Source organism: Streptomyces chryseus (assembly GCF_014650755.1).
GTDB classification, from domain to species: Bacteria; Actinomycetota; Actinomycetes; order Streptomycetales; family Streptomycetaceae; genus Streptomyces; species Streptomyces chryseus.
The window spans coordinates 1-25,434 of the sequence record NZ_BMVO01000024.1 but is presented as its reverse complement, the minus strand read 5'-3'; the positions used below and the strand labels follow the sequence as shown (position 1 = coordinate 25,434).

The following is a 25,434-nucleotide window of genomic DNA, read 5'->3' as shown; positions in this document are numbered from 1 at the left end:
GGCCGAGGGGGACGAACGGGCCGCGGCCCGTGGACGGGCCCCTGCCGCGGTGTGGCGGACCGGCGGATACTGGTCGCATGGACGTGTCGTCGCCCGGCGCCCGCGCTCTGCGCGAGCGGCTGGGCAGCAGCCTGTTCACCCGGGTCGCGGGCCCCTCGGGCGCACGCACGCGGGCGCGGATCCATGACACCCCGGGGCCGCGCTGGTTCGGCCCCGAGAGACCCGTGCGCGTCGTGCACGGGGACGCGTCGATGTTCATCGGCGGACTGCGGGCCCTGCTGCTGCAGTCCCTGCACCCGCTCGCCATGGCCGCCGTCGCGGCCCATTCCGGCTACCGGGGCGATCCGTGGGGCCGCCTCCAGCGCACGAGCACGTTCCTGGCGACGACGACCTACGGCACGGCGTGGGACGCCCAGCGGGCCGTCGACCGGGTCCGGTCCGTGCACCAGGGGGTACGGGGGACGACCGCCGCCGGGGAGCCCTACCACGCCGCGGACCCGCACCTGCTGGCCTGGGTCCACGTCGCCGAGGTGGACAGCTTCCTGTACGCCCACCAGCTCTACGGCCTGCGGCCCCTCGACGCGGACGGCTGCGACGCGTACGTCGCGGACATGGCGCGGGTGGCCACCGCGCTCGGGGTGAGTGATCCGCCGCGCACGCGGGCGGAGCTCGACGAGCGGCTGCGGGCCTACCGCCCCGAGCTGCGCGCCACCCCTGAGGCACGTGAGGCAGCCCACTACATCCTGCTGCACCCGCCGCTGCCCTGGATCGCCCGCCCGCCGTACGCCGTCCTCGCCGCGAACGCGGTCTCGACGCTTCCGCCGTGGGCCCGTGAGCCGCTGCGACTGCCGTACCTGCCGGGGCTGGAGCGGACCTGCGTGCGGTTCACCGGACACGCCCTGACCAGGACGATCCGGTGGGCGATGGCACCTCCACCGCGCACCGCGGACCCCGCCTGACCACACGGCACGCCCCACGCCCCGCCCCTAGACCGGGGCCTCGTCGGCGCTCTCCGCCGGCGCCTGCGCCTTGCTGCGCTTGCTGAGGACCCCGGCCGCCGCGAGGGCGCAGCCGGTGAAGGCCAGCGCCACGGTCCACGGCTGGTCGAAGTGGTGGCCCATGGCGTGGTCGAGCGAGTAGCGGCCCGGTCCCGCGAGGCCGATGGCGGCCGCCGCGAAGCCGAGGAAGGCGGGGTACTCGTAGCCGCCCGACTGGGCGAAGAACCCGGCGGGCGCGTGCACGGCTACGGCCCCGGCCATGGCTCCGGCCGCCGCCGCGCCGGCCGCGGGCGTCGCGAGCCCGAGGGCCAGCAGCACCCCGCCGCCCGCCTCGCCGAGTCCCGCCGCGACGGCGCTCTCCCGTCCGGGGGTGAAGCCCATGTGCTCCATGGCCGCCGCGGTCCCCTCCACACCTCCGCCGCCGAACCAGCCGAGCAGCTTCTGGGTGCCGTGCGCCGCCAGGACGGCGCCGGTGCCCGCGCGCAGTACGAACAGGCCGAGATCGCGTCGGTTGAGGTGAGCCATGAGGTTCTCCCAGCGTGTGAGGGGGCGCTTCTGTGCCTCCACTTTCGTCACGAAACGCACGTCGCGCACCATTTCGCCCGCACCGCGGGCAGCAGTTGCCCCGTACGCCGGAGCGTGATCCCGGCCGCCCGTAGCGGGATTGCGCCGACCGACGTACGTACGGCGTCGTCGGCCCACAGCCTGAAGACCGCACGCCGCGAACGCACCGCCCGAGCAGCGCCCACACCCGGCGTCCCCCCGGGCCCCTCCCTCTCTCCGCCCGGACCCCTCGCGGGGGCGACAAGGGTTTTCCCCGTATCGGGTTCATCTCGCCGTTCCCTACTGTCTGCCGCACCGGCGAATCCCGTCTCCTGACCATTGGCTGTCAGGTGCATGTAAAGGGTGGGGTACGCCGGGCGACGGCCTTGACCCAGGGTCGTAGCGCCGGCGGCGGCGCACGGGCTGACCCGGCCCAGGAACCGCGGATCCGTGGCCCCCACGCCACGCGCGACTCCCGCGCCGCCCGCCCGCGCTCCGCACGTCAGTCATGAAAGGGAACACCTTGAACGGTTCCAGGCGGAGACTCATATCCGTCGTGGCCGCGACCGCCACGATCGCCGGCGTCGTTGCCACTTCCTCCGTGGCGTCCGCCGCCGCCACGGGCCCCTCCCCGAAGCCCGCCCCGGCTTCGCAGGCCATGACCGGACTGCCGGCCGCCCCGGTCGAGAAGGTCATCGTCACGTACAAGTCCAAGGCCGCCGAGGCCGGTTCCAACACGGCGGCCAAGAACGACGCCGCCGCCAAGGGCGAGAAGACCGGCGAGAGCCTGTCGTTCGAGCGCCGCCTCGCCGGCGGCGCCGCCCTGGTCGATCTGGGCGGCGAGGCGTCGAAGAAGGACCTGGCCGAGGTCATGGCCGCGTTCCGCGCCGACACCTCGGTCGCGTCCGTCGAGCCCGACATCCGCGCCTACGCGATGGCGGCCGCCCCGGACGACACCGACTACGCCAAGCAGTGGGACCTCTTCGAGGCCACCGGCGGCATGAACGTCCCCGGCGCCTGGGACAAGACCACCGGCAGCGGCGTCACCGTCGCCGTCATCGACACCGGTTACGCCGCCCACACGGACCTGGCCGGCAACGTAGTCGCCGGGTACGACTTCATCTCCTCGTCCGCCGACGCCCGCGACGGCAACGGGCGTGACAACAACGCCAAGGACGAGGGCGACTGGAACGCCACCGACGGCGAGTGCGGCACCGGTTCCAAGGCGAGCAACTCCTCCTGGCACGGCACGCACGTGGCCGGCACCATCGGCGCCACGACCAACAACACCAAGGGCATCGCGGGCATCGCGTACAACGCGAAGATCCAGCCCGTGCGCGTCCTCGGCAAGTGCGGCGGCTCCTCGGCGGACATCGCCGACGCCATCACCTGGGCGTCCGGCGGCACCGTCCCGGGCGTCACGGCCAACGCGACCCCGGCCAAGGTAGTCAACCTGAGCCTCGGCGGCGCCAGCGCCACCTGCCCGAGCGTCTACCAGACCGCGATCAACGGCGCCGTCTCGCGCGGCACCACCGTGGTCGTGGCAGCCGGCAACAGCAACGCCAACGTGTCCGGCTTCACGCCCGCCAACTGCTCCGGCGTCATCAACGTGGCGTCCACCAGCCGCGAGGGCAACCGTTCGTTCTACTCGAACTTCGGCACCGGCATCGACGTCTCCGCGCCCGGCGGCGAGACCCGTCGCGCCACGGACACGCCCGGTACCGTCACCACCCCCGAGAACGGCATCCTCTCGACGCTGAACTCCGGCACCACCACGCAGTCCGCCGAGAACTACAAGCCCTACCAGGGCACTTCGATGGCCGCCCCGCACATCGCCGGCCTCGCCGCGCTGCTGAAGTCGGCCAAGAGCACGCTCACCCCGGCCGAGATCGAGTCCGCGATCAAGGCCAACGCCCGGCCGCTGCCCGGCACCTGCTCGGGCGGCTGCGGCACCGGCATCGCCGACACCGTGAAGACCGTGAACGCCGTCACCGGCACCACCACCCCCGGCGGCGCCACCTTCACCAACGCGGCGAACGTGACGATCAACGACAACACGACCGTCGCCTCCTCGCTCGCCGTGACCGGCCGCACCGGCAACGCCCCCGCCGCCCTCAAGGTCGACGTGGACATCAAGCACACCTGGCGCGGCGACCTGGTCGTCGACCTGGTCGCCCCGGACGGCACCGTGCGCAATCTGAAGGCCTCGTCGTCCTCGGACAGCGCCGACAACGTCGTCACGACGTACACGGTCGACGCGTCCAGCGAGGTCGCCAACGGCACCTGGAAGCTCCAGGTGCGCGATGTGGCCTCCGGTGACACCGGATACATCGACAGCTGGAGTCTCACCTTCTGAGACGTTTAGTACGTCACATCCACGCTGTTCAGGGGCGCGTCCACGGCTTGCCGCGGGCGCGCCCCGTCTGCTGTGCGTCCGCATGCCGGACAACCGGTCTGGACGGCGGCTGTCGACTTCGTATTCTCTGCTCGCACGGGCAGTGGGCTCGCGCGCACCGGAAGGCGGTGGTGGGTTCGTGGCGTCGGCGGTGAACCGACCCGCGCCGGTCGGGCGGACGGAGCTCCTCACGCGGCTGGAACGGGTCCTGCACACCCGCGGCCGCGCCCTGCTCACCGGGCCCGCCGGAGTCGGCAAGACCGAGCTCGCCCTGGCCGCCGTCGCGCGCGCCGAGGCCCGCGGCGAAACAGTGATCTGGCTCGCCACGCTGCCCGCCGACCGCGACATGCCGGGCGCGGCCGCCGCCGCCCTCGTCGCGTCCGTCGCGGCCTGTGTCTCGTTGCCCGCGGCCGGCACGGCCCACAGCGGCCCGGGCGGCGCCGACGGCGGGAGCGGCCCCGCCGACCCGGGGACGTACGACCTGCTCGAAGGGCTGCCCGGCCCGCAGCGCACCGCCGTCGCGATGCTGTGCCGCGAGGCGGTCATCCCCGACGACGGCTGGGACGCCATCGCCCTGCGGCTCGCCCTGGCCCAGATCCTGCGGACCCTCGCCGGGCGCGGCCCCGTCCTGCTGGTGGTCGACGGGGTGCAGCGCGTCGACGACACCAGCGCCGACCTCATGCGCTTCGCCCTGCACCTGGCCCCGTCGGCGCTGCGGGTGCTCGCCGTCGAGACGCCGTCCCCGTACGGCGCCGGCCCTCCCGGCGGCGCCGCGCCCCGGCCCGGACCGGCCGGGCCGGAGCCGCTGTGGGTGCCCTCCGAGGCCGATGTCCTGTTCGTGCCGCCGCTGCACGCCGACGAGATCGCCGAGCTCCTCATCCACCACCGGCTGCCCTCCCGGATGGCCGGCCGCATCCACCGCGCCAGCGGCGGCAACCCCCGGCTCGCGCTGGCGGTCGGCCGCTCCCTCGCCGACGCGCGGACCCCGGTGCACCACGCCGAGGCGCTGTCGCTGTCGGGGCGGGCCCGCGACCTCGCCCGGCAGCTCCTGGGCGCCGCCTCGCCCGACGTGCGCGCCACGCTGCTGCTGGCGGCGCTGGCGCTGCGCCCGACGGCCTCGCTGATACGCCGGGCCGGCCGCCCCACCGCCGAGGCCGACCTCGCCGCCGCCGAGCGCGCGAACCTGATCTGTCTCGACGAGGACGGGACGGTCGGCTTCACCGCCGGTGTCCTGCCGTCGACGCTCGTGCACGACGCCTGCTGGACCGAGCGCAGCGCGGGCCACGCCGCGCTCGCCCGGGTCGTCGACGACCCCGTCGAGGAGGTACGCCACCGGGCCCTGGCCACGGACATCCCCGACGCGGACCTGGCCGCCGAGGTCGCCGCGGCCGCCGACCTCGCACGGCGCCGGGGCAACAGCGCGCTCGCCGCCGAACTCGCCCTGCTGGCCGCCGAGTCCACGCCCGTGGGCGACGGCGCCCGGCGGCTGGCCAGGCTGGTCGACGCCGCCGAGGAGGCCGCCCGCGCGGCCCGCGCCGACCTGGCCATGCGCGCGGCCACCGATCTGCTCGCCCGCGACGCCGCCCCGGCCGACCGGGTCCGCGCGCGGCTCGCGGTGCTGGACACGGCGGGCCAGGGGCTGTGCGACCTCGAAGAGATCTACGTCCACGCCATGGAGGACTCCGAGGGCGACACGGCGCTGCGCGCGGCCGTCCAGCTCCGGCTCGCCGTGAAGTACGTCCTGGCCGACGGCGATCCGCTGCGTTCGCGGGCCGCCGCCGTCGAGTCCGCCGCGCTGGCCGGCTCGGTGGGCGACCGCAGGACGGCGGCGAGGGCCCTGACCGTACAGGCGCGCATGGACCGGGTCCTCGGCTCGCCGGACGCGGAGCGGGTGCTGGCCGAGGCGCGGGCCCTGGAGGTCTTCGAGCGTCCGCTCGGTATCCGCAACGCCGCGCAGATCCTGACGATCCGCCACGCCATGTTCGACGACCGGCTCACGGACGCCCGCGACCAGCTGAACGCGCTGCTGCCGCTGGTCGAGCGCCGCGGACCGGTGGAGGACTCCATCGAGCTGTTCCGCACGCTCGCCGAGATCGACGCCCGCCAGGGCCAGTGCGCGGCGGCCCTCGCGCACGCCGGCCGGTCGCTCGCCCTGACCCTGGAGGCCGGTCTCTCACCCGGCCCCGCCTGGTACGCCCTGGCCCTCGCGGAGACCGCGGGCGGCAGTTTCGAACGCGCCGCGAGCTACGCCCGGCGCAGTGTCCGGGCCTCCGAGGAGGAGGGCGACCACGTCTTCCTCTCCCGCAGTCTGTACGCGCTCGGCCGGGTCCAGCTGATCAACGGCGACGTGGCGTCGGCGCTGGAGAGCCTGCGCCGCGTCCAGACCGGCGAGCGCGCCCAGTCGACCGTCGACCCGTCCATGCTGCGCTGGCACGAGGAGCTGGCCGAGGCGCTGCTGGCCAACGACGCCCCCGAGGAGGCCGCCGCCCTGCTCGACGCGGTGCGGCCGGTCGCCGAACGCCTCAGCCGTACGACGGTGCTCCTCGGCTGCGACCGGGCGTACGCGCTGTACCTCGCGGCGAGCGGCAAGGCGGACGAGGCGGCCGGCCTGCTGGCCCGCACGGCGGAGAGCTTCGGCGGGGCGGGGCTGCCGCTGGAGCGCGGCCGGGCACTGATCGCGCTCGCCCGCGTGGAGCGCCGCCGGCGCAGACGGTCGGCCGCCCAGAGCGCGCTGCACGCCGCCGCGGCGGTCTTCGAGCGCGCGGGCGCGGTCCCCTGGCTGGGGCTGACGACCGAGACGTCGTCCCGTACGGCCGAAGCCGCCCCGGCGAACGGCGAGAGCCTCTCCGCCCTCACCGACGCGGAACTGCGCCTCGCCCAGCTCGTCGGCCGGGGCGCCAGCAACCAGGAGGCGGCGGCGAAGCTGTACCTGAGCGTGAAGACGGTGGAGGCCCGGCTGACCCGGATCTACCAGAAACTGGACGTCCGCTCGCGCGCCCAGCTGGCGACCGCCCTGACCGCCCGGCCCGGCCACCGGCCCGCGGCCGCCGCCGCGGAAAGCCCGGCGGCCGGCTGACGCGAAGATGCGCGCCACCACAGCCGGGGAGCATCCTTGCTGTGTGACCTGGTACGGCGCGGCCGGGCCCGCACCGCCGAGCCAGAGCGGGGCGACCACCGGGAAACCGCACAGCGACGGCCGAGCCCCGGACGAACTCGCCCTGGTGCTCGCGCAAGCCTCGGTGCACGCGATCGAGTCCGCCGGCGGGTTCGCCGGCGGGGTCTACCTGCGTTCGCGGACGCCGGGGCTGCTGCGCCTGGCGGTCCTGGGCGGGCTGCCCGGCGCGCTGTTCCGCCCCTGGTGGCGCATGCACGTGAACCGTCCCTTCCCGGTGGCGGAGGCGTACCGGTCGGGCCGGCCCGTCCACCTCGCCCACGCCGAGGAGGCCATGCGCCGGTTTCCGCAGCTGATGGCCGGGCTGCCGTTCCCCTTCGGCTCTCTGTACGTTCCGGTCACCGACGGCCGGGAGAAGTTCGGGGTGCTGGTGGTGCTGCGGGCGGCCACCAAGGGCTCGCCCGTCGACGACACCGACCGCCGCCGCATGCGGCAGGCCGGGGACCGGCTCGCCGCCGAGCTGGCCGGGCTGAGCGCCGCAGGGAAGGCCGTCGAGTGGGAGGGCGAGCCGGTCTGCGTCCAGCTGCCGTCCGTCACCACACCGCCGGTGCGGATCGGGAACTTCGACTGGGACCTGGCCGCCGGCACGGTGTCGGCCGACGACGAGCTGTGCGCCATCCTCGGCACCTCCCCGGCGGCCTTCCCCGGCACGATCGAAGCGCTGGCGGCGCGGCTGGCGCCCGAGGACGCTTACGGGCTGTGGGCCCTCGCCCGCCACGTGGCGAGGTCGGGCGCCCCGGCGACGCGCAGGATGCGGCTGAGGGGCCCCGACGGACGCCCGCACCTGCTGGAACTCACCGCCCGCGCCCGCCCGCCCGGCGGCGGCCCCGGCGGCCGCCTGAGCGGCTTCCTGGTGGACTTCGGCACCGGCCCGGTCGTCGAGGAGGCGACCGACCGGCTTCCGCGCGCCGTCCTCTCGCTCGACCGGGTCGGACGGATCACCTATCTGAACCGCAGCGCGGAGACGCTGCTCGGCCACGCGCGGTCCCAGCTGATCGGCCGTGTCCTGTGGGAGGCCCTGCCGTGGTTCGGCCACCCGGCGTACGAGGAGCACCTCCGCGCCGCGCTGCTCTCCGACGAGGACGTCCACTTCACGACCCACGGCGCCCCCGGCCCAGAGGAGTGGCTGTCGGTCTCCCTGTTCCCGGGCCACGACGGCCTGACCGCCACCTTCGCCCCGGCCGACCAACCCGCGTACGCCCCGGGATCCGTCACCCTGCCGGGCGCCGGTCTGGGCTCCCCGGCCGACCGCGCGTCGGCGCTGTACCGCCCGGTCGCCCTGGCCATCGCCCTGACCGAGGCGGTCACCGCGCGCCAGGTGTCCGCCGTGGTCACCGACGAACTGCTGCCCGCCTTCGGCGGCCGTCAGCTGGCGATCTACCTGCTGAACGAGAGACACCTCTACCTGGCCTGGGAGACCGGCTTCCCGCGGGGCTTCCTCGACCGCTTCGACGGCGTGGCGCTCGACGCCCGGCTGCCCGGCGTCGAGACGCTCACCTCGGGACGCCCCCTGTTCTTCGAGTCCATGGAGCATCTGGCCGCCGCCTACCCCGGCATCCCGATGGACTCCCACATCGGAGCCAGGGCCTTCCTGCCGCTGATCGCCTCCGGGCGCCCCGTCGGCTCGTGCATCCTGGGCTTCGACGAGCCGCGCGGCTTCAGCCCCGAGGAGCGCACGGTCCTCACCGCGCTGGCCGGTCTCATCGCCCAGGCCCTCCAGCGGGCCCAGCGCTACGACTCCGAAGCCGCCCTCGCGCGCGGCCTGCAGAGCGCGCTGCTGCCGCACCGGCTGCCCGTCGTCGAGAACGTCGACACCATCGCCCGCTATCTGCCCGGCACCCAGGGCATGGAGGTGGGAGGCGACTGGTACGACGTGGTCGGCACGGGCACGGGGCTCGCCCTGGTGGTGGGCGACGTGCAGGGGCACGGTGTCGCCGCGGCCGCCACGATGGGCCAGCTGCGCAGTGCCGTAAGGGCGTTCGCCCTCGCCGGCCAGGACCCCCGGGAGGTGATGCGCGACACCAACCGCCTGCTCATCGACATCGATCCGGGCCAGTTCGCCAGCTGCTGCTACATCGTCCTGGACCCCGTGTCCGGAGTCGCGCAGGCCGTACGGGCCGGGCACCCGCAGCCGCTGCTGCGCCACCCCGACGGCACGGCTGAGGTCCTGGACCTGGCCGGCGGCATCGTGCTGGGCGTGGACGCCGAGGCGTCGTACCCCGTCACCGAACTGCGGCTGGAGCCGGGCGCCGTCCTCGCCCTGTTCACGGACGGGCTGGTGGAGCAGGCGGGCATCGACATCGACCTGGGCATCGAGCATCTGCGCGCCACCTTCTCCGCCATCGGCTCGGCGTCGCTCGCCGAGACGGCGGACCGCCTGATCAACGAGGCCAGGCAGGCCGCCGACCGGCCCGACGACATCGCGCTCCTGCTCGCCGCCCGCTGGTCGGAGCCGACAAGGCAGGCGCCATGAGCGCGGTACACGCGGCCGGGAACGCCGGCTCCCGCGGCCCTCTCGACGTCTCGCGAGCGGGCACCGTGGTGCTGGACACCGACGGTACGGTCGTCGGCTGGAGTCCGGCGGCGCGCGGACTGCTGGGACACGAACCGCAGGACGTGCTCGGCCGGCCCGTCGACGCGCTCGTGGTCGACGGTGACGACGACGCGGACACCGCGCCCGGAGAAGAAGGCGGCGGTACGGCCAAGAGCCCCCCGGCCACGGGCACGGCCATGGCAGACCTCCTGACCCCGGGCCCCCCGGACACGACGCCCGTCCGCCGCCGGGTGCTGCGGATGCGCCACCGCGACGGCCGCGTCGTCCGCGTGGCCGCGGCCACCCTCGCGCTGTCCCCCGCCGGCACGGGACCGGCCCGACTGCTGGCGGTGGCCGACGCCGAGGAGGCGGAGCAGTGGGAGGCGCTCCAGTCGATGCTGCGCGGGCTCGCCACCCAGTCGCCGGTGGGCCTGGCGATCTACGACACCGACCTTCGGGTGGTGTGGACGAACGCCGCCCTCTACCGGGAGATGGGGACCATGCAGTACGCCGGGGTGGGCCCGGACGAGATGGTCGCCGAAGGGGAGATCCTGTCCGACCGGTATCCGCCGACCCTGGAGGAGACGATGCGGCAGGTGATGGCCACCGGCGAGCCCGTCATCGGCCTCCACTACCGCGGCCGCCCGCCCTTCGACCCGCGGCGCGACCACGTCTGGTCCTGTTCGTACTACTGGCTGCGCGACGCCACCGGGTCGTCCCTCGGGGTGTGCGAGGAGACGACGGACGTCACCGACCGTTACCAGGCGCAGCAACGTCTGGACCTGCTGGTGCGGGCCGGCGGGCAGGTGGGCACGACCCTGGACACGGCCCGTACGGCGCAGGAGTTGTCCGAGGTCACGGTCCCGCGCTTCGCCGACGCGGTCACGGTCGACCTCCTGGAGGCGGTCCTGGACGGCGACCAGCCGACCGTCGGTGCCGAGGCGGGCGATGTGATCCGCGTGTGGAGTCCGCACGGCGGGGCGGCCGCCCTGGACCGGCCCGAGGACCGGCGGCGGATCGACTACCCGCCCGACTCCCCGCAGGCCCGGAGCCTGTCCTCGGGCCGCTCGGTGCACGAGCGCCCGGACACAGCGGACACAGCGGACGACGCCGACGGGCAGCCGCGGGCCCGGCTCGCTGTGCCGCTGCGCGCCGAAGGCGCCACCCTGGGCGTGGTCACGTTCGAACGGCAGCGCCGCCGCGACCCGTTCGACGCCGGCGAACTGGCCGTGGCCGACGAGCTCGTCGCCCGGACCGCCGTGAGCATCGACAACGCGCGCCGCTACACCCGCGAGCACACCGCCGCCCTCATGCTCCAGCACAGCCTGCTGCCGCAGAACCTCCCGGAGCTGTCCGGCGTGGACCTGGCGTACCGCTATCTGCCCGCGGACAACAAGGCGGGGGTCGGGGGCGACTGGTTCGACGTCATCCCCCTGTCGGGTACCCGGGTGGGCCTGGTCGTGGGGGACGTGGTGGGTCACGGACTGCGCGCCGCCGCCACCATGGGCCGGCTGCGCACGAGCGTACGGGCGCTCGCCCGGCTGGACTTCGCCCCCGACGAACTCCTCGCACGCCTGGACGACCTGGTGACACAAGCGGCCAACGAAGGTGCCGCCGTCGACGGCCACACCATGCCGTACGACGAGGCACAGGGCGCGACCTGCCTGTACGCCGTGTACGACCCGGTGTCCAGCCGGTGCGCGATGGCCAGGGCGGGCCATCCCGCCCCCGCCGTGGTCGACCCCGCGACCGGTGCCGTCACCTTCCCCGACCTGCCCGCGGGCCCGCCGCTCGGACTGGGCGGCCTGCCCTTCGAGACGGCGGAGCTGAGCCTGCCGGAAGGCAGCGTCCTCGCGCTGTTCACCGACGGTCTCGTGCAGAGCCGCGAGCGGGGCCTCGGCGAGCAGCTCGACCGGCTCGGCTCCGTCCTCACCGAGCACCGGCGCCCGCTGGACGCGCTGTGCGACCGGGCGGTCGCGGCGCTGCTGCCCGGACCCGTGGACGACGACGTCGCGCTGCTCCTCGTCCGTACGCACACCCTGGGCCGCGACCAGGTGGCCGGCTGGGAGCTGACGGCCGATCCGGAGGCGGTCTCCTTCGCACGCGCCGTCGCGACGAAGAAGGTCGGCGAGTGGGGGCTGGAGGAGCTGTCGTTCACCACCGAGCTGGTGGTGAGCGAGCTGGTCACGAACGCCGTCCGGTACGCCTCCTCCGGACCGATCCAGCTGCGGCTCATCCGCGACCGGACCCTGATCTGCGAGGTCTCCGACAGCGGTCACACGTCACCGAACCTGCGCCGTGCCCGGAGCGACGACGAGGGCGGCCGTGGCCTGTTCCTCGTCGCGCGGATGACCCAGCAGTGGGGCACGCGCTACACCCCCACCGGCAAGACCATCTGGGCCGAACAGCCGCTCACCCCGCAGGAGCTGGACCTCGACGCGTGGGACGACGACCTGTGAGCCGTACGCCGGCCCGCCCTTCGGCCCGCCGCCGGGACTGCCGCCCGGGGCCTTGCCCGGGCCCTCGCCCGGGCCGGAAAACCGAAAAGGCCGCGTCGGATCTCTCCGACACGGCCTTCGACCCGCGTAAACGCTGGTCGGGACGACAGGATTTGAACCTGCGACCCCTTGACCCCCAGTCAAGTGCGCTACCAAGCTGCGCCACGTCCCGGTGCCCGCCTGACCTGGGGTTTCCCCTGGCTGGGCGCGCAACAGAACCATACCTCACTCTGTGCGTGCTCCCGACTCCGGTGACAATGGGCGGATGGACGACAGGGAACAGGACAGGAGGGACCGCGACCCCGAGGGCCGGGCGCGCAACGCGCGGCCGCGCGACGGGCTCGGCAGGCCGCTGCCGTACGGGGCCGAGGGCGTGGCGCGGCAGCCGGAGGGCGTGGAGCGCACCGGGGACGAGACGGTGTACGAGGCGCAGCGGCTGCTGGACGCCGGTATGCCGTTCCACGCGCACGAGGTCTTCGAGGACGCCTGGAAGTCCGGCCCGGAGGCGGAACGCGCCCTGTGGCGCGGCCTGGCCCAGCTCGCCGTCGGCCTCACCCACGCGGCGCGGGGCAACAGGAGCGGCGGTTCGACGCTGCTCCGGCGCGGGGCGGCCGGCCTCGCCGCGTACGGCGACGCCCGTCCGTACGGGATCGCCGTCACCGAACTCACCGCGTGGGCGAAGGAGCTGGCCGGGCGGGTGGAGCGGCGGCAGGAGCCCGTACCGGCGGCCGCGAGCGCTCCGCGCCTGCGTGGGCGGGCCGAAGCCGCCGGACCCGATGCGGCAGACTCCGTCCGGTGAGAACGATTCATGTCATAGGCATCGGCGCGGGCGACCCGGACCATCTGACGATCCAGGCCGTCAAAGCGCTCAACACGGTCGACGTCTTCTTCCTCCTCGACAAGGGCGAGGAGAAGTCCGACCTGATCCGGCTGCGGCACGAGATCCTCGACCGTCACATCGCGGACGGGCGGCGGTACCGGCTGGTCGAGGGCCGCGACCCGGACCGCGACCGCCGCGCCGGGGGCGCCGACTACTCCCCCGCGGTCGGCGACTGGCGCAGCCGCCGCGCCGACGTCTTCGAGGCGATGATCACCGACGAGCTCGGCGAGAACGAGACCGGCGCGTTCCTGGTGTGGGGCGATCCGGCGCTGTACGACAGCACCCTCGGCATCCTGGAGGAGATCCTGGAGCGGGGGGAGGTGACCTTCGACTACGACGTCGTCCCCGGCGTCAGCAGCGTGTCCGCGCTGGTCGCCCGGCACCGCACCGGTCTGAACCGGGTCGCGAAGCCCGTCCAGATCACGACGGGGCGGCGGCTCGCGGAGGGCTGGCCCGAGGGCACGGACGACGTGGTGGTGATGCTCGACGCGCACCAGGTCTTCCAGCGGTACGCCGAGGAGGACCCGTACATCTACTGGGGCGCCTACATCGGGACGGCCGACGAGATCCTCGTCTCCGGCAGGCTCTCCGAGGTGTCGGACCGGATCCTGCGCCTGCGCGCCGAGGCCCGCGCCCGCAAGGGCTGGATCATGGACACGTACCTGCTGCGCCGGGGCTGAGGCACCCGAGCCGCTCCAGCTCCGCGACCGCCCCGGCCGCGTCGGGAACGGTACGCACCCCCGGCGGCGGAGGCGGCCGCCGTACGACGACGACCGGCAGTCCGAGGTCGCGGGCGGCGGTGAGTTTGGCGGCGGTGGCGGGGCCGCCGCTGTCCTTGGTCACGAGCACGTCGGCGGCGTACGTGCGCAGCACCTCCGTCTCACCCTCGACGGTGTACGGGCCGCGGTCCAGCAGGAGCCGGGTACGGCGCGGCAGCGGCGGCTGTGGGGCCTCCACGGACCGTACGAGGAAGTCGAGCCCGTCCAGGCCGGCGAAGGCGGCCAGGCCGAGCCTGCCGGTGGTCAGGAAGATCCGCCGGCCGAGCCCCGGCAGCAGCGCCGCCGCGCCGTCCAGGTCGTCGGCGTGGTGCCAGCGGTCGCCCGGGCCCGGCTGCCAGCCGGGGCGGCGCAGGGCGACCAGCGGGACCCCGGCGGCGGCCGCCGCCGTGGCCGCGTTCGCGCTGATCACGGCGGCGAACGGGTGCGTCGCGTCGACCACGGCGGTGACCCGGTGCTCGGTCAGCCAGGCCGCCATCGGCCCCGGACCGCCGAAGCCTCCGACGCGAATCTCACCTTCAGGCATCCTTGGTTGTGTCACCCGTCCCGCGAGTGAGGTCGTGACCCGCAGGAGGGGGACCGGGGCCAGTGTCCGCGCGAGCTGCCTGGCTTCCGTCGTACCGCCGAGTATCAGTGCGTGGGCAGTGCCGGTGATCATGCCGTCACGCTACCGGAGGGGCCCCGAGCGGGCCGTTTCGGGAAAGTGGTTCAGGTCACTCCATTCAAGGCGTAACGAAATGGCGCGAGCGTGCGATGAACTCACAGGTGTCGTCGCGCTGCCCCTTACGTCATGCGACCTCGCCCCGTCATCATTTTTGCTACGAGAGGCTCCTCGTGTCGGTCAGTCCGTCCCGCCCGTTCCCACAGGAGATTGCGGAATCCCCTTCCCTGGTCGCGCTCATCGAGCGTGGCAAGGAGCAGGGTCACATCAACGGCGACGACGTACGCCACGCCTTCGAGGCGGACAGCATTCCCGCGGACCAGCTCAAGCGGGTGCTGCGCAGCCTCAACCAGGTCCTCGACGAAGAGGGCGTGACGCTCATGGTCACGGCGCCCAAGGCTCCGGCCAAGGCGCCGGTCAAGCGTGCCCGCAAGGCCGTCGCGCGTGACGAGGAGAAGCGTCCGGCCGTCAAGAAGGCCGCGGTGAAGAAGACCGTCAAGAAGACCGCTTCGGCGACGTCTCAGGCGGCTCCCGCGTCAATATCGGTAATGGACTCCGCCGCCGAGGCCGAGGCTCCGGCGGCCCCGGCGAAGCGCGCCGCGAAGAAGACGACCGCGAAGAAGACCGCCGCGAAGAAGGCCGCCGCGGCCCCCGAGGAGCCGCAGGGCGACGCCTGGGCCGACGAGTCGGCCGCCCCGGACGAGGCGGACGAGAAGCCGGCCAAGCAGCCGCAGCAGGGTGACGGCTACGTCCTGTCCGACGAGGACGAGGACGACGCGCCCGCGCAGCAGGTCATGGTCGCCGGCGCCACCGCCGACCCGGTCAAGGACTACCTGAAGCTGATCGGCAAGGTCCCGCTGCTCAACGCCGAGCAGGAGGTGGAGCTCGCCAAGCGCATCGAGGCCGGTCTCTTCTCCGAGCACAAGCTGGAGGACGAGGACGAGCAGGACCCGGTCTTCCGCCGCGAGCTGGAGATCCTGGTCGAGGACGGCCGCCGCGCCAAGAACCACCTGCTGGAGGCCAACCTCCGTCTGGTGGTCTCGCTGGCCAAGCGCTACACCGGCCGCGGCATGCTCTTCCTGGACCTGATCCAGGAGGGCAACGTCGGTCTGATCCGCGCGGTGGAGAAGTTCGACTACACCAAGGGCTTCAAGTTCTCGACGTACGCCACCTGGTGGATCCGTCAGGCGATCACCCGCGCGATGGCCGACCAGGCCCGCACCATCCGCATCCCGGTGCACATGGTCGAGGTCATCAACAAGCTGGCCCGTGTACAGCGCCAGATGCTCCAGGACCTGGGCCGCGAGCCTACCCCGGAGGAGCTGGCCAAGGAACTCGACATGACCCCGGAGAAGGTCATCGAGGTCCAGAAGTACGGCCGCGAGCCCATCTCGCTGCACACCCCGCTGGGTGAGGAGGGCGACAGCGAGTTCGGTGACCTCATCGAGGACTCCGAGGCGGTCGTGCCGGCCGACGCGGTCTCCTTCACCTTCCTCCAGGAGCAGCTGCACTCGGTGCTGGACACCCTGTCGGAGCGCGAGGCGGGCGTGGTCTCGATGCGCTTCGGTCTGGCGGACGGGCAGCCGAAGACGCTGGACGAGATCGGCAAGGTCTACGGCGTGACGCGTGAGCGCATCCGCCAGATCGAGTCGAAGACGATGTCCAAGCTGCGCCACCCGTCGCGCTCGCAGGTGCTGCGCGACTACCTCGACTAGGAGGTCCGGGAGCCCCGGCTCCCGCACAGCGGCTTCGGCGCCTCGGGCAGATCACTCGCCCGTGGCGCCGAGCCGCGTTCCGGGGGCGTTCTGCCGGGCGCCGGTTCAGCGGGGCCCGGGTGCGCGGGGGGTCAGGGGATCAGGAAGGCGTCCGTCGCCACGGCCGCCGCCAGGCCCGCGCCCAGCAGCCAGGTCGCCAGGCGGGTGCGCCCGCGCCGGCTGAGCTCGATCACGCCTCCGCACAGGATCAGCGCCAGCCCGTACACCCCGACGACCAGGACCGACGACCGGCTCGCGAGCCGCACCGCCAGGACCGCCGCCACCACCACCATCAGGACCGAGGCGGCGGCGACGCGCAGGCGCCTGGCCTGACGGGGCGCGAGGCCGCCGGTCCGTGCGGGAGTGGGGTCGGTCACGGCCTGTTCCTGGTCAGAAGCGCTCATGAGTTCGGATCGTAATCGGTCGTACCGGCAACCGGGACGCGGTGCCGCAATCCGTCCCGCCTCTCCAGGACACCCGTGCGATAGGTTTTGCCTCTCCTTGACCACGATCCACTTCACGCGCGGAGACTGCAGACCCATGGAAGACATCGTCAACGGACTTGGCCGCTCCGCCGCCTACGGCGCCTTGGGCGTGGTGCTGCTGACGCTCGGCATATTCCTGGTGGACGCCCTGACGCCCGGCAAGCTCGGCCGGCAGATCTGGGAGCAGCGCAACCGCAACGCGGCGCTGCTGCTGAGCTCGGCACTGCTGGGCATCGGCGGGATCGTGTTCACCTCGATCTGGACGACGTACACCGACTTCGGCAAGGGCCTCGTGTCGACCGCCGCGTTCGGGGTGCTGGGGCTCGTGATGATGGCGGTGGCGTTCTGGGTCGTCGACCTCGTGACGCCGGGCAAGCTGGGCGAGACGCTGGTCCAGGACGAGCCGCACCCGGCGGTGTGGGTGACCGCCTCGTGCAACGTCGCCGTGGCGGCGATCATTTCGGCGTCCATCGCCTGAGGCGGGGGCGCGACGCGCCCCTCACCTCGCCCGGCCCAGGCCGCTTCCGCTACCGCGGGAGCGGCCTTTGTGCGTACACAGGGCCCATACGTCACCCGTTCAGTTACTCCTTGCGCACGCGCATGAGCCCAGTGTGCAAAATTGGCGAGTCTAAACCCGCCGGGTGGGCCCGTGCAGAGGGTTACGTGAATATGCCGTCGCACTGATCCTATCTGGCTAAGCTCGCTCGAAGCGCGCCGAGTTGATATGAAATCACGCACTTGTTCGCAAGTGTCCGGACAGCTCGAAAACATCCCGAATCGACCGCCAGAGGGTTTACATGGTTCGCGTTGAATCGCCTCCAACTGACCGAAAATCCCCCTTCTTTCGCGCGCTCGTGCCACCCGTCCTCCTGATGGCCGCGGCCACCGTCGTCGCGTACGTCGTCGTACCGGCCGCCTCCCGGACACCGGTCGTCTGCTTCGGCGCGCTGGCGACCGTGGTGGTGACGGCCGTCGCCGCCGAAGTCGTGCGCCGCGGACGGGCGATGGACGCCCTGCGCGCGGAGTACGGGCAGCGCCTGGCCCTCCTCGATCAGCGTGTCACCGGCCACGACCGGCAGACCCTGCGGCTCAGCAACGAACTGCTCCCGGCCACCATCCGCCGTCTGCGGCAGGGCCAGTCGCCCGCCGAGGTGATGCGGGACATGGTGGACGCGGACCCGACGTACCGCGATCTCCCCGAACCGGAGCGCGCCCTGGTGCGCTCGGTCCTCGAAATCGTCGACAACGAGGAGGCGATGCGCGACTCCGCGCAGCGCGCCTTCGTCAACATCGCGCGCCGCGTGCAGGCCATCGTCCACCAGCAGTCCAGCGAACTGCGGCTGATGGAGGAGGACCACGGGCGCAACCCCGCCGTCTTCGACGACCTGCTGCGCCTGGACCACGGCACCTCGCTGATCGGCCGCCTCGCCGACTCCATCGCCGTACTCGGCGGTGGCCGCCCCGGACGCCAATGGCCCGAGCCCGTACCGCTGTTCAGCGTGCTGCGCGGCGCGATGTCCCGGATCCTGGAGTACCAGCGGGTCGATCTGCACTCGATCGCCAAGGTCGCCATCGTCGGCACGGCCGTCGAACCGCTCATCCACGCCTGCGCGGAGCTCCTCGACAACGCCACGCGCTACTCACCTCCGCAGACCCGGGTGCACGTCACCGCGGTCGAGGTGCAGACCGGCATCGCCATCGAGATCGAGGACGGCGGCGTCAGCCTCAGCGAGGAGGCCAGGGGCCGGGCCGAGCGCATGCTGGCGCAGGCGCAGGCGGGCATCGACCTCAACGACCTCGGTGAGACGCCGCGGCTCGGCATGGCCGTGGTCGGCCGGCTCTCCCAGATGTACGACCTCAAGGTCTCACTGCGGCAGTCCGCGTACGGCGGGGTCCGCGCGGTGCTCATCGTGCCGCGCGGCGTGATCACCACCGGGCCCGCGCCCGGCATCGCCCACGGCATCGGCGCCACCGCCGTCCCCCGGCAGGGCCCGTCCGGCCTGTCCGCGGCGGAGGAGGCACGCGTCCCCCGGCGCAAGCCGCGGCCGGCCGCCCAGCCGAAGCGGCCGGTGCACGTGCCGGTCGCACGGGAGGAGGACGTTCCCGAGGTGACCGAATGGACGGCGCAGGGGCTTCCGCAGCGCCGCAGCCGGGGCCGGGCGCCGCTCGGCTCGCACAACCTGCCGCCGGAGCAGCGCCCCGGGGCGCTCAACGGCCACACCAACGGCCACGCGAACGGCGCGGCCAAGGAAGAGCCGGAGCCGGGGCTCTGGCTCGAAGCCTTCACCAAGGGGTTCAACGGCGAGGCGCCTGACCCGTCTGCCGGTGACGAACCAGATGACGCGTTGGACAAGGGAGATCTCAAGTGATCACGCAGCGGGCGAACTTCGACTGGATGCTCAAAGAGCTGGCCGACGGGGTGCCGCAGGTCCAGCAGATCGTCGTCCTGTCCGCGGACGGACTGCGCATCGCCCGGCACGGCGGCGACCCCGACGCCGCCGACCGGCTCGCGGCGGCCTGCGCGGGGCTCCAGAGCCTCGCCGCGGCCGTCGCCACGGAGATCCCGTACAGCGAGGGCAAGATGCGGCTCGTCGTCATCGAGGTCGACGGCGGGCTCTTCTACCTGATGGCCGCCGGGACCGGGGCGTACCTCGCCGTACTCGCCGACGACACGGTGGACGCCGGCCTCATGGGCGCCCGTATGCGGGATCTGGTCATCCGGATCGGAGCTCATCTGACCAGCCCGCCGCGCCACGACGGGCGAACCGTATGAGTCCGCCCCGACGAGAACGACGACAGCCGGAGAACGACGAGACGAAGGACCCGGAACGGCTGTACGTACTGACCGGCGGCCCGGACGGTGCCGAACGGGCCCCGCTCGACCTCGTCACCATGGTTGTCTCCCGCACCGAACCGACGCCGACGGTCCAGCCCGAGCAGGCCGCCATCCTGCGGCTGTGCCAGGCGCCGTTGTCCGTGGCCGAGATCTCGGCGTATCTCAGCCTGCCCTTCAGCGTGGTGACGGCGCTACTGACCGATCTCCTCGCCACCGACCTGGTCGAATCGCGGGCGCCGATCGTCCGCGCGGCGCTGCCGGACCGGTCCCTCCTCGAAGCGGTGATGCATGGACTTCAGAAGCTCTGACACGATCACCGGCCCGCGCAGCGAGGACGTTCTCCCCACCACGGCCACGGCCGCGGTGAAGATCGTCATCGTGGGCGGGTTCGGCGTGGGCAAGACCACGATGGTGGGCTCGGTGAGCGAGATCCGTCCGCTGACCACCGAGGAGACGATGACCGAGGCCGGGGTCGGCGTCGACGACAACCTGGAGGGCAAGACCGCCACCACCGTCGCGATGGACTTCGGCCGGATCAGCATCAGCGACGAGCTGATCCTCTATCTGTTCGGCACACCGGGCCAGGAGCGCTTCTGGTTCCTGTGGAACGGCCTCTTCGAGGGCGCCCTGGGCGCGGTCGTGCTGATCGACACCCGCCGCCTCGAAGTGAGCTTCGACGTGATCGGACGCCTGGAGGAGCGCGGCGTGCCGTTCGTCGTCGCGATCAACACCTTCCCCGACGCGCCGCGGCACCCCGTCGACGCCCTGCGCACCGCGCTCGACCTGCCCCCGGAAGTGCCGATAGTGGACTGCGACGCGCGAGGGCGCGGGTCCTGCCGCGACGTGCTGCTGACGCTGATGCGCTATCTGCACGCCCTGTCCCTGCAACCGCCGGCCTGATCGCCCCCGATCGCCCGATCCCTGGAGTGACCGTGACCACCCCCTTCCACCATCTACCCGGAGCGGACGACGGGGCCCTTCCGCCCCCGGGATGCCCGGCCCACGCCATCACCGGAACGGGCCCGGGCGGCCTGCGCCGGCTGTACGGACCGGAACACGAGAGCGACCCGATGGCCGTGTACGAGAAGCTGCGCGCCGAGCACGGCCCGGTGGCCCCCGTACTGCTCAACGACGACGTACCGGCCTGGCTGGTCCTCGGCCACACCGAGAACCTGCACATGACGCGCACCCCGTCGCAGTTCTCCCGCGACGCGCGCCGGTGGCGGCTGGTCGCCGACGGCACCGTCCCCCCGGACCACCCGCTGGCGCCCATCTTCACCTGGCAGCCCCTGTGCGTCTTCGCGGACGGCGGGGACCACGAGCGGCTGCGCGGCGCGGTCACCGACAGCATCGCGCGCATCGACACCCGGGGCGTACGCCGCCACATCAACCGGTACAGCAACCGGCTCGTCAACAGCTTCTGCCAGGACGGCAAGGCGGATCTGGTGGGCCGGTTCGCCGAGCACCTGCCGATGATGGTGATGTGCCAGATCCTCGGCATGGCCGAGGAGTACAACGAGCGGATGGTGCAGTCCGCCCGCGACATGATCAAGGGCACGGCCACGGCGAACGCCAGCAACGCCTATGTGATGGGCGTGCTGAGCCGGCACGTGGCCCGGCGCCGGGTGGCGCCCCAGGAGGACTTCACGACCTGGCTCGTGGAACACCCGGCCGGGCTCACCGACGACGAGGTCAGCCAGCACCTGCGGCTGGTGCTCATCGCGGCGTACGAGACGACCGCGAACCTGATCGCCAACGTCCTGCGCATGGTGCTCACCGATCCGCGCTTCCGCGCCCAGCTCAGCGGCGGTCACATGACACTGCCCGAGGCCGTCGAGCAGACGCTGTGGGACGAGCCGCCGTTCACCACGATCCTCGGCCGCTGGGCCGTCGGCGACACCGAGTTCGGCGGCCAGCAGATCAAGAAGGGCGACGCCCTGATCGTCGGCATCGCCGCCGCCAACGTCGACCCGGTGGTACGCCCCGACCCGCACGCCTCGATGCAGGGCAACCGCGCCCACCTCGCCTTCAGCGGCGGGCCGCACGAGTGCCCCGGGCAGGACATCGGGCGTGCCATCGCCGACACCGGCATCGACGCGCTGCTGATGCGGCTTCCCGATCTGCAACTCTCGGTCCCCGAGCACGAGTTGCAGTACCGCAGCGCGCTCATGTCGCGGCACCTCATCGAGCTCCCGGTGAAGTTCGCCGCCCGGCCGCCCGAGGCCGACACGGGCCATCTCACCACGGCCTCGCGCACGACGCCGCAGCCCGACTGGCGGGTCGACTCGCCGACGCCGGTGGCCGCGAGCGCACCGCAGCCGGCCCGGGTGCCGGGCCCGGCGCCGGAGTCCGCGTCCGTACCGCTCCCCGGCACGGCACGGACACCGGTCATGATTCCGGCTCAGCGCGGGCCGGTGGCACCCAAGCGGCTGTGGCAGGCGGTCACCCGCTGGTGGCGCGGTTACTGACCGCCAGCTGGTCCCACCACCAGGAGATCGTCGGGAGGGGAAGCGGCTCGAAGCTGTCGTCGGCGGGACGCTGCTTCCACCACCCGTCGTCCGCCGAGCCCTCCGAAGTGGACGGCACGCTGTAACGGGGGCAGGTGGAGGCCCAGTCGAGGTGCCCCCGGACGAACTGGCCGAGCCCCTGTACGTACCGGCGCAGGCCGCCCTCCGCCTCCCTCATCACCTGCTCGCGCAGGCGCAGGAAGAGCACCATGACGCGGTCCCGCATCTCCACGGCCTCCTGGAGTGCGTGGTGCGGGTCGCAGTCGAGTTCCTGGCACAGCACGTCGACCAGGTTGAGGTTGTCGTCGGCCCGCAGGAGCTCCTTGTTGCGGGAGTAGAGGTCGTTGTCCCAGCTGACCAGCGTCCAGGTGATCTCGGTGAGGGCCCGTACGCGGGGATCCTCCACATCGTGGTCGGGAACGGAGTGTCCGGCGACGATCTCGATCATCGCGGTGGAGGGGGCCATGCCTATGGCCCTCATCCACAGCGTCACATAGTCGTTGAGAGAGGGCAGGTCCGGGTTGCGCCGCCAGGCCGCCTCCCACACGAGTCCCGAGGTATAGACGCGCATGGCGTCGGTCCAGCGGCGGAGCTGCTGGCGGGAGGCGTACCGCTCCAGTTGCAGCCGCAGGGAGCGCAGCGCCGCCGCGTGCGGCGACTCGTCCGGCTGCTGGACGGTCGGGGCCTCGATGGCCCGCATGATCCGGGACGTCTCCTGCGCGAGCGTGTCCGCGGTGACGTACGCCTCGTCGCACACGCCGTCGTCGAGCGAGAAGAGCACGGCGTGGAACCTCGCCATCAGCGTGAGCGGTTCGAGTTGCCCGTACGGCATGGTGGACGCCGTCAGACCGCCGAAGTCACAGAGCGCGAGCCGCCGTCGCTGATGATCGTCCGTGTCGAGGCTCTGTTGGAGCATCCAACGCACCGTCATGTCGTTGAGCGCCTCGGCCGACGGATGGACGGCGGACGGCACCGGGCAATAGAAGGGCGCCCTCGGTAACTGCCGGCCCGGTCGACTTGGCGAGATTACGTTCATGTTCGGCCTCCTCTTGAGTGCCCCGCGTGCGCTGGGGCGTATATGCCCATGACCGACCAGCAATAACGATGCAACTGACCCTTGCCTGAACCAAGTTGATCGTGAGTTGCCCAAAGTTGCAGAAGTCCGCTTTCACCGCTGTGCCGGGGGTTCTCACGGGTTATGACGGCGACTGACGCATCAGTCAGCGCCTCATCACTCGACCGCTCTCCTTGCCACGCAAGGCCGCACGCCTCGCGCCCGTTGTGTTCCTCTCAACGCAGGGGTACGGTGGCCGACCATGCAGCCGGATCCCGCGAGCCGAGTCGGCGACACCGGCGGTGAGGTCGCCGCGCGCGTGCGTAAGGTGATCGCCACCGCGGGCGTGAGCCAGCGCGAGTTCGCCCGACGGAACGTCATGGACCCGTCGAAACTGTCCCGTTCGCTCAGCGGAACCCGCCGGTTCACAGTGGCCGAATTGGCACGTATCGCCGATACCACCGACGTGGACGCGGCCTGGCTTCTGGGGACCCGTACCGAGGCCGCCGCGAGGCCCTCCGCCGTACGCCGCGACCGTGCCTCGGCAGCCGGTGCACCCCAGGGCGGCAGGCCGCTCCAGATCGTCCGGGAGACCGTGCGGCTGATCGCGGAACGCGGCTTCCACGCCGTACGGGTCGCCGACATCGCCGAGGCCTGCGGCACCAGCACCGCCGCCATCCACTACCACTTCCCGGGCCGCGACGAGCTGCTGGAAGCGGCTGTGCGCTGGTGCGTGGACGAGGACTCCGCCCGCCGCGCGAACCACATCGCCGACGCGGACGGCGCGGCGGACGAACTGCGCCGGCTCATCGAGCTCCGGACGCCGTACACCCGCCTCCGGCGATGGCAGTGGAGCATCTGGCTCGACCTGTGGGCGGAGGCGGCCCGCTCCACCGCCGTCGGCCGGCTGCACATCGAGCACGGCCGCCAGTGGCGCGCCACGGTCGCCGACGTTCTGCGACGCGGCGTCGGCCAGGGCGTGTTCCGTCCCACCACGGACCCGGACGCCGACGCGCTGCGGCTGACCGCGCTGATCGACGGCCTGGCCGCACAGGTCCTGGCCGCCGCACCGGGCTCCGGCGCCGGCACGAGCCCCGACGCCATGCGGACGGCGCTGCTCGCGTACGTGGACGCCACCCTGGCCGTACACCGACCCTCCCCCGAGGACTGAACTCCCCGCCCCCGCAGGAGGGTCCCTCACTCTGGTCCCGGCTGCCCCGGGTACGTTCGAGGCCGCCCGCGCGGTCTCATGCGCCCGGGCCCGGATCGGGCCTGACCGGCTCCAGGATGCCCGCGCGGGCGGCTTCGAGCTGGGCGGCGAACGCGACGCCCAGGAAGAGGGCGATCCCGGTGAGATTCGCCCAGAGCATCAGGGCCACGAAAGCGGTGAGCGGGCCGTAGACCGCGCCGAAGGAACCGCTCTTCGCGACGTACAGGGCGAGCAGCCAGGTCGCCACGACCCACAGCACCAGGTGGACGGCGGAGCCGACGGCGAGCCAGGTGTAGCCCGGCTGGTCGCGGCGGGGCGCCCAGCGGAAGATCACCGCGGACGCCAGCAGGGCGAGCAGCACACCCACCGGGACCTGCAGGGGCCCCCACAGGTCGAGCAGGGACTCGGGCCACCCCAGCGCCTCGACCAGCGAATCCCCCACGGCCTCGCCGGCGACGAGTGCCAGGAAGCCGAGCACCATCGGCATGCCGGCCCCCAGCGCCAGCAGCAGGCTCCGCCCGTACTTCGCGTGGAAGGGCCGGTCCCTCTCGATTCCGTAGATGCGGTTGCTGCCGCGCTCGATCTGCCCCATGGCCGAGGTGAGGTTCAGTACGGCGAAGCCGAGCCCGAGCCACATCGCGACGGCGATCGACGTACTGCCGCCGGCGCTGCGCCGGGTGTCCGCCAGGGCCTCTTCCACCAGCTCGTTGCTCGCACCCGGCACGATGTGGCCGAGCGTCAGCTCCACGACCCGCCCCACGCTGTCGGTGTGCACACTCGCGGCGACACCCACCAGCGCGATGGCGAACGGCACTATGCCGAGCACCACCTGGAAGGCCAGCGAACGCGCGTGGCTGAAGCCGTCCGCGTACCGGAAGCGAGCAAAGGCATCGAGGAACAGCTTGCGCCCCCCGTAGTGCCGCAGAGCAGTCAGGGCTTCGTCGCCGGAGAGCTCCTCCCCGATCATGTCCCGAGTCTGGGGGACATGCACCACAGTTCCCATCGAACGCCCGCTTCCTTCAAATGTTCCGTACGCGAAAGAGAATACGGTCCCTGAACGCAAAAAAGCCCCGACCCCTGGACATAAGTCCAGGGGCCGGGGCATAAAATTTGTTCGGCGGCGTCCTACTCT

General features: G+C 72.7%; 20 protein-coding genes and 1 tRNA gene. 15 read left to right on the top strand and 6 right to left on the bottom strand.

Annotated elements, in window-relative coordinates:
- Positions 1-77 precede the first annotated feature (77 nt).
- Positions 78-959, top strand: coding sequence for an oxygenase MpaB family protein (locus IE185_RS26760; RefSeq protein ID WP_138899359.1), 882 nt, complete (start codon positions 78-80; stop codon positions 957-959).
- A gap of 27 nt (positions 960-986) precedes the next feature.
- On the opposite strand, the gene IE185_RS26755 is transcribed toward IE185_RS26760, so the two are convergent.
- The gene (locus IE185_RS26755; RefSeq protein WP_138899360.1) at positions 987-1,523 is read right to left on the bottom strand and encodes a DoxX family protein; all 537 of its coding nucleotides are present in this window, start codon (positions 1,521-1,523) and stop codon (positions 987-989) included.
- A gap of 574 nt (positions 1,524-2,097) precedes the next feature.
- Between IE185_RS26755 and IE185_RS26750 the strand changes: the two genes are divergently transcribed.
- The 4 genes from IE185_RS26750 to IE185_RS26735 all read left to right on the top strand — a co-directional run bounded on the left by IE185_RS26750 (position 2,098) and on the right by IE185_RS26735 (position 12,100).
- Positions 2,098-3,897 carry a S8 family serine peptidase gene (locus IE185_RS26750; RefSeq protein ID WP_229843713.1) on the top strand — a complete coding sequence of 600 codons (1,800 nt, stop codon included), beginning with the start codon at positions 2,098-2,100 and terminating at the stop codon, positions 3,895-3,897.
- Between the two features lie 190 nt (positions 3,898-4,087).
- Positions 4,088-7,012 carry a helix-turn-helix transcriptional regulator gene (locus IE185_RS26745; protein ID WP_229843712.1) on the top strand — a complete coding sequence of 975 codons (2,925 nt, stop codon included), beginning with the start codon at positions 4,088-4,090 and terminating at the stop codon, positions 7,010-7,012.
- A gap of 7 nt (positions 7,013-7,019) precedes the next feature.
- The gene (locus IE185_RS26740; RefSeq protein WP_138895184.1) at positions 7,020-9,581 is read left to right on the top strand and encodes a SpoIIE family protein phosphatase; all 2,562 of its coding nucleotides are present in this window, start codon (positions 7,020-7,022) and stop codon (positions 9,579-9,581) included.
- Entirely contained in the window at positions 9,578-12,100 is a 2,523-nt protein-coding gene (locus IE185_RS26735; protein WP_138895185.1) for a SpoIIE family protein phosphatase, read from the top strand. The genes IE185_RS26740 and IE185_RS26735 overlap by 4 nt, the downstream gene beginning before the upstream one ends.
- A gap of 134 nt (positions 12,101-12,234) precedes the next feature.
- Here IE185_RS26735 and IE185_RS26730 read toward each other — a convergent pair.
- A tRNA-Pro gene (locus tag IE185_RS26730) sits at positions 12,235-12,311 on the bottom strand.
- Between the two features lie 93 nt (positions 12,312-12,404).
- Here IE185_RS26730 and IE185_RS26725 point away from each other — a divergent pair.
- A complete protein-coding gene (locus IE185_RS26725; RefSeq protein WP_138895186.1) occupies positions 12,405-12,938 on the top strand; it encodes a DUF309 domain-containing protein in 534 nt (177 codons plus the stop codon).
- Positions 12,935-13,699 carry a precorrin-6A synthase (deacetylating) gene (cobF, locus tag IE185_RS26720; protein ID WP_138895187.1) on the top strand — a complete coding sequence of 255 codons (765 nt, stop codon included), beginning with the start codon at positions 12,935-12,937 and terminating at the stop codon, positions 13,697-13,699. The genes IE185_RS26725 and cobF overlap by 4 nt, the downstream gene beginning before the upstream one ends.
- Here cobF and IE185_RS26715 read toward each other — a convergent pair.
- Positions 13,668-14,453, bottom strand: a complete 786-nt coding sequence (locus tag IE185_RS26715; protein WP_138895188.1) for a cobalt-precorrin-6A reductase — start codon at positions 14,451-14,453, stop codon at positions 13,668-13,670. The genes cobF and IE185_RS26715 overlap by 32 nt on opposite strands.
- A 176-nt stretch (positions 14,454-14,629) precedes the next feature.
- Between IE185_RS26715 and IE185_RS33305 the strand changes: the two genes are divergently transcribed.
- On the top strand, positions 14,630-16,171 hold the full coding sequence (locus IE185_RS33305; RefSeq protein ID WP_138895189.1) for an RNA polymerase sigma factor: 1,542 nt from the start codon (positions 14,630-14,632) through the stop codon (positions 16,169-16,171).
- 131 nt (positions 16,172-16,302) lie between these two features.
- Here IE185_RS33305 and IE185_RS26700 read toward each other — a convergent pair whose 3' ends face one another.
- A complete protein-coding gene (locus IE185_RS26700; protein WP_138895190.1) occupies positions 16,303-16,614 on the bottom strand; it encodes a hypothetical protein in 312 nt (103 codons plus the stop codon).
- Between the two features lie 136 nt (positions 16,615-16,750).
- On the opposite strand from IE185_RS26700, the gene IE185_RS26695 reads away from it, so the two are divergent.
- From IE185_RS26695 to IE185_RS26670, 6 genes are all read left to right on the top strand, one after another.
- Positions 16,751-17,173, top strand: coding sequence for a DUF350 domain-containing protein (locus tag IE185_RS26695; RefSeq protein ID WP_138895191.1), 423 nt, complete (start codon positions 16,751-16,753; stop codon positions 17,171-17,173).
- 319 nt (positions 17,174-17,492) lie between these two features.
- Entirely contained in the window at positions 17,493-19,064 is a 1,572-nt protein-coding gene (locus IE185_RS26690; protein WP_138895192.1) for an ATP-binding protein, read from the top strand.
- Entirely contained in the window at positions 19,061-19,468 is a 408-nt protein-coding gene (locus tag IE185_RS26685; protein ID WP_138895193.1) for a roadblock/LC7 domain-containing protein, read from the top strand. Before IE185_RS26690 ends, IE185_RS26685 begins: the two co-directional genes overlap by 4 nt.
- On the top strand, positions 19,465-19,839 hold the full coding sequence (locus tag IE185_RS26680) for a DUF742 domain-containing protein (RefSeq protein WP_138895194.1): 375 nt from the start codon (positions 19,465-19,467) through the stop codon (positions 19,837-19,839). The genes IE185_RS26685 and IE185_RS26680 overlap by 4 nt, the downstream gene beginning before the upstream one ends.
- Complete coding sequence (locus IE185_RS26675) at positions 19,820-20,431, top strand: GTP-binding protein (RefSeq protein ID WP_138902105.1); 612 nt, start codon at positions 19,820-19,822, stop codon at positions 20,429-20,431. The genes IE185_RS26680 and IE185_RS26675 overlap by 20 nt, the downstream gene beginning before the upstream one ends.
- Positions 20,432-20,463: 32 nt before the next feature.
- Positions 20,464-21,999, top strand: a complete 1,536-nt coding sequence (locus IE185_RS26670; protein WP_138898575.1) for a cytochrome P450 — start codon at positions 20,464-20,466, stop codon at positions 21,997-21,999.
- On the opposite strand, the gene IE185_RS26665 is transcribed toward IE185_RS26670, so the two are convergent.
- Positions 21,974-22,954 (bottom strand): terpene synthase family protein, encoded by a 981-nt coding sequence (locus tag IE185_RS26665; RefSeq protein ID WP_138898576.1) that lies wholly within the window; start codon positions 22,952-22,954, stop codon positions 21,974-21,976. The two genes, IE185_RS26670 and IE185_RS26665, sit on opposite strands and share 26 nt — an antisense overlap.
- A 400-nt stretch (positions 22,955-23,354) precedes the next feature.
- Between IE185_RS26665 and IE185_RS26660 the strand changes: the two genes are divergently transcribed.
- Entirely contained in the window at positions 23,355-24,263 is a 909-nt protein-coding gene (locus IE185_RS26660; protein ID WP_189716150.1) for a TetR/AcrR family transcriptional regulator, read from the top strand.
- A gap of 76 nt (positions 24,264-24,339) precedes the next feature.
- Here the strand turns inward: IE185_RS26660 and IE185_RS26655 are convergent, their stop codons facing one another.
- Positions 24,340-25,305 carry a YihY/virulence factor BrkB family protein gene (locus IE185_RS26655; protein ID WP_138899587.1) on the bottom strand — a complete coding sequence of 322 codons (966 nt, stop codon included), beginning with the start codon at positions 25,303-25,305 and terminating at the stop codon, positions 24,340-24,342.
- Positions 25,306-25,434 lie beyond the last annotated feature (129 nt).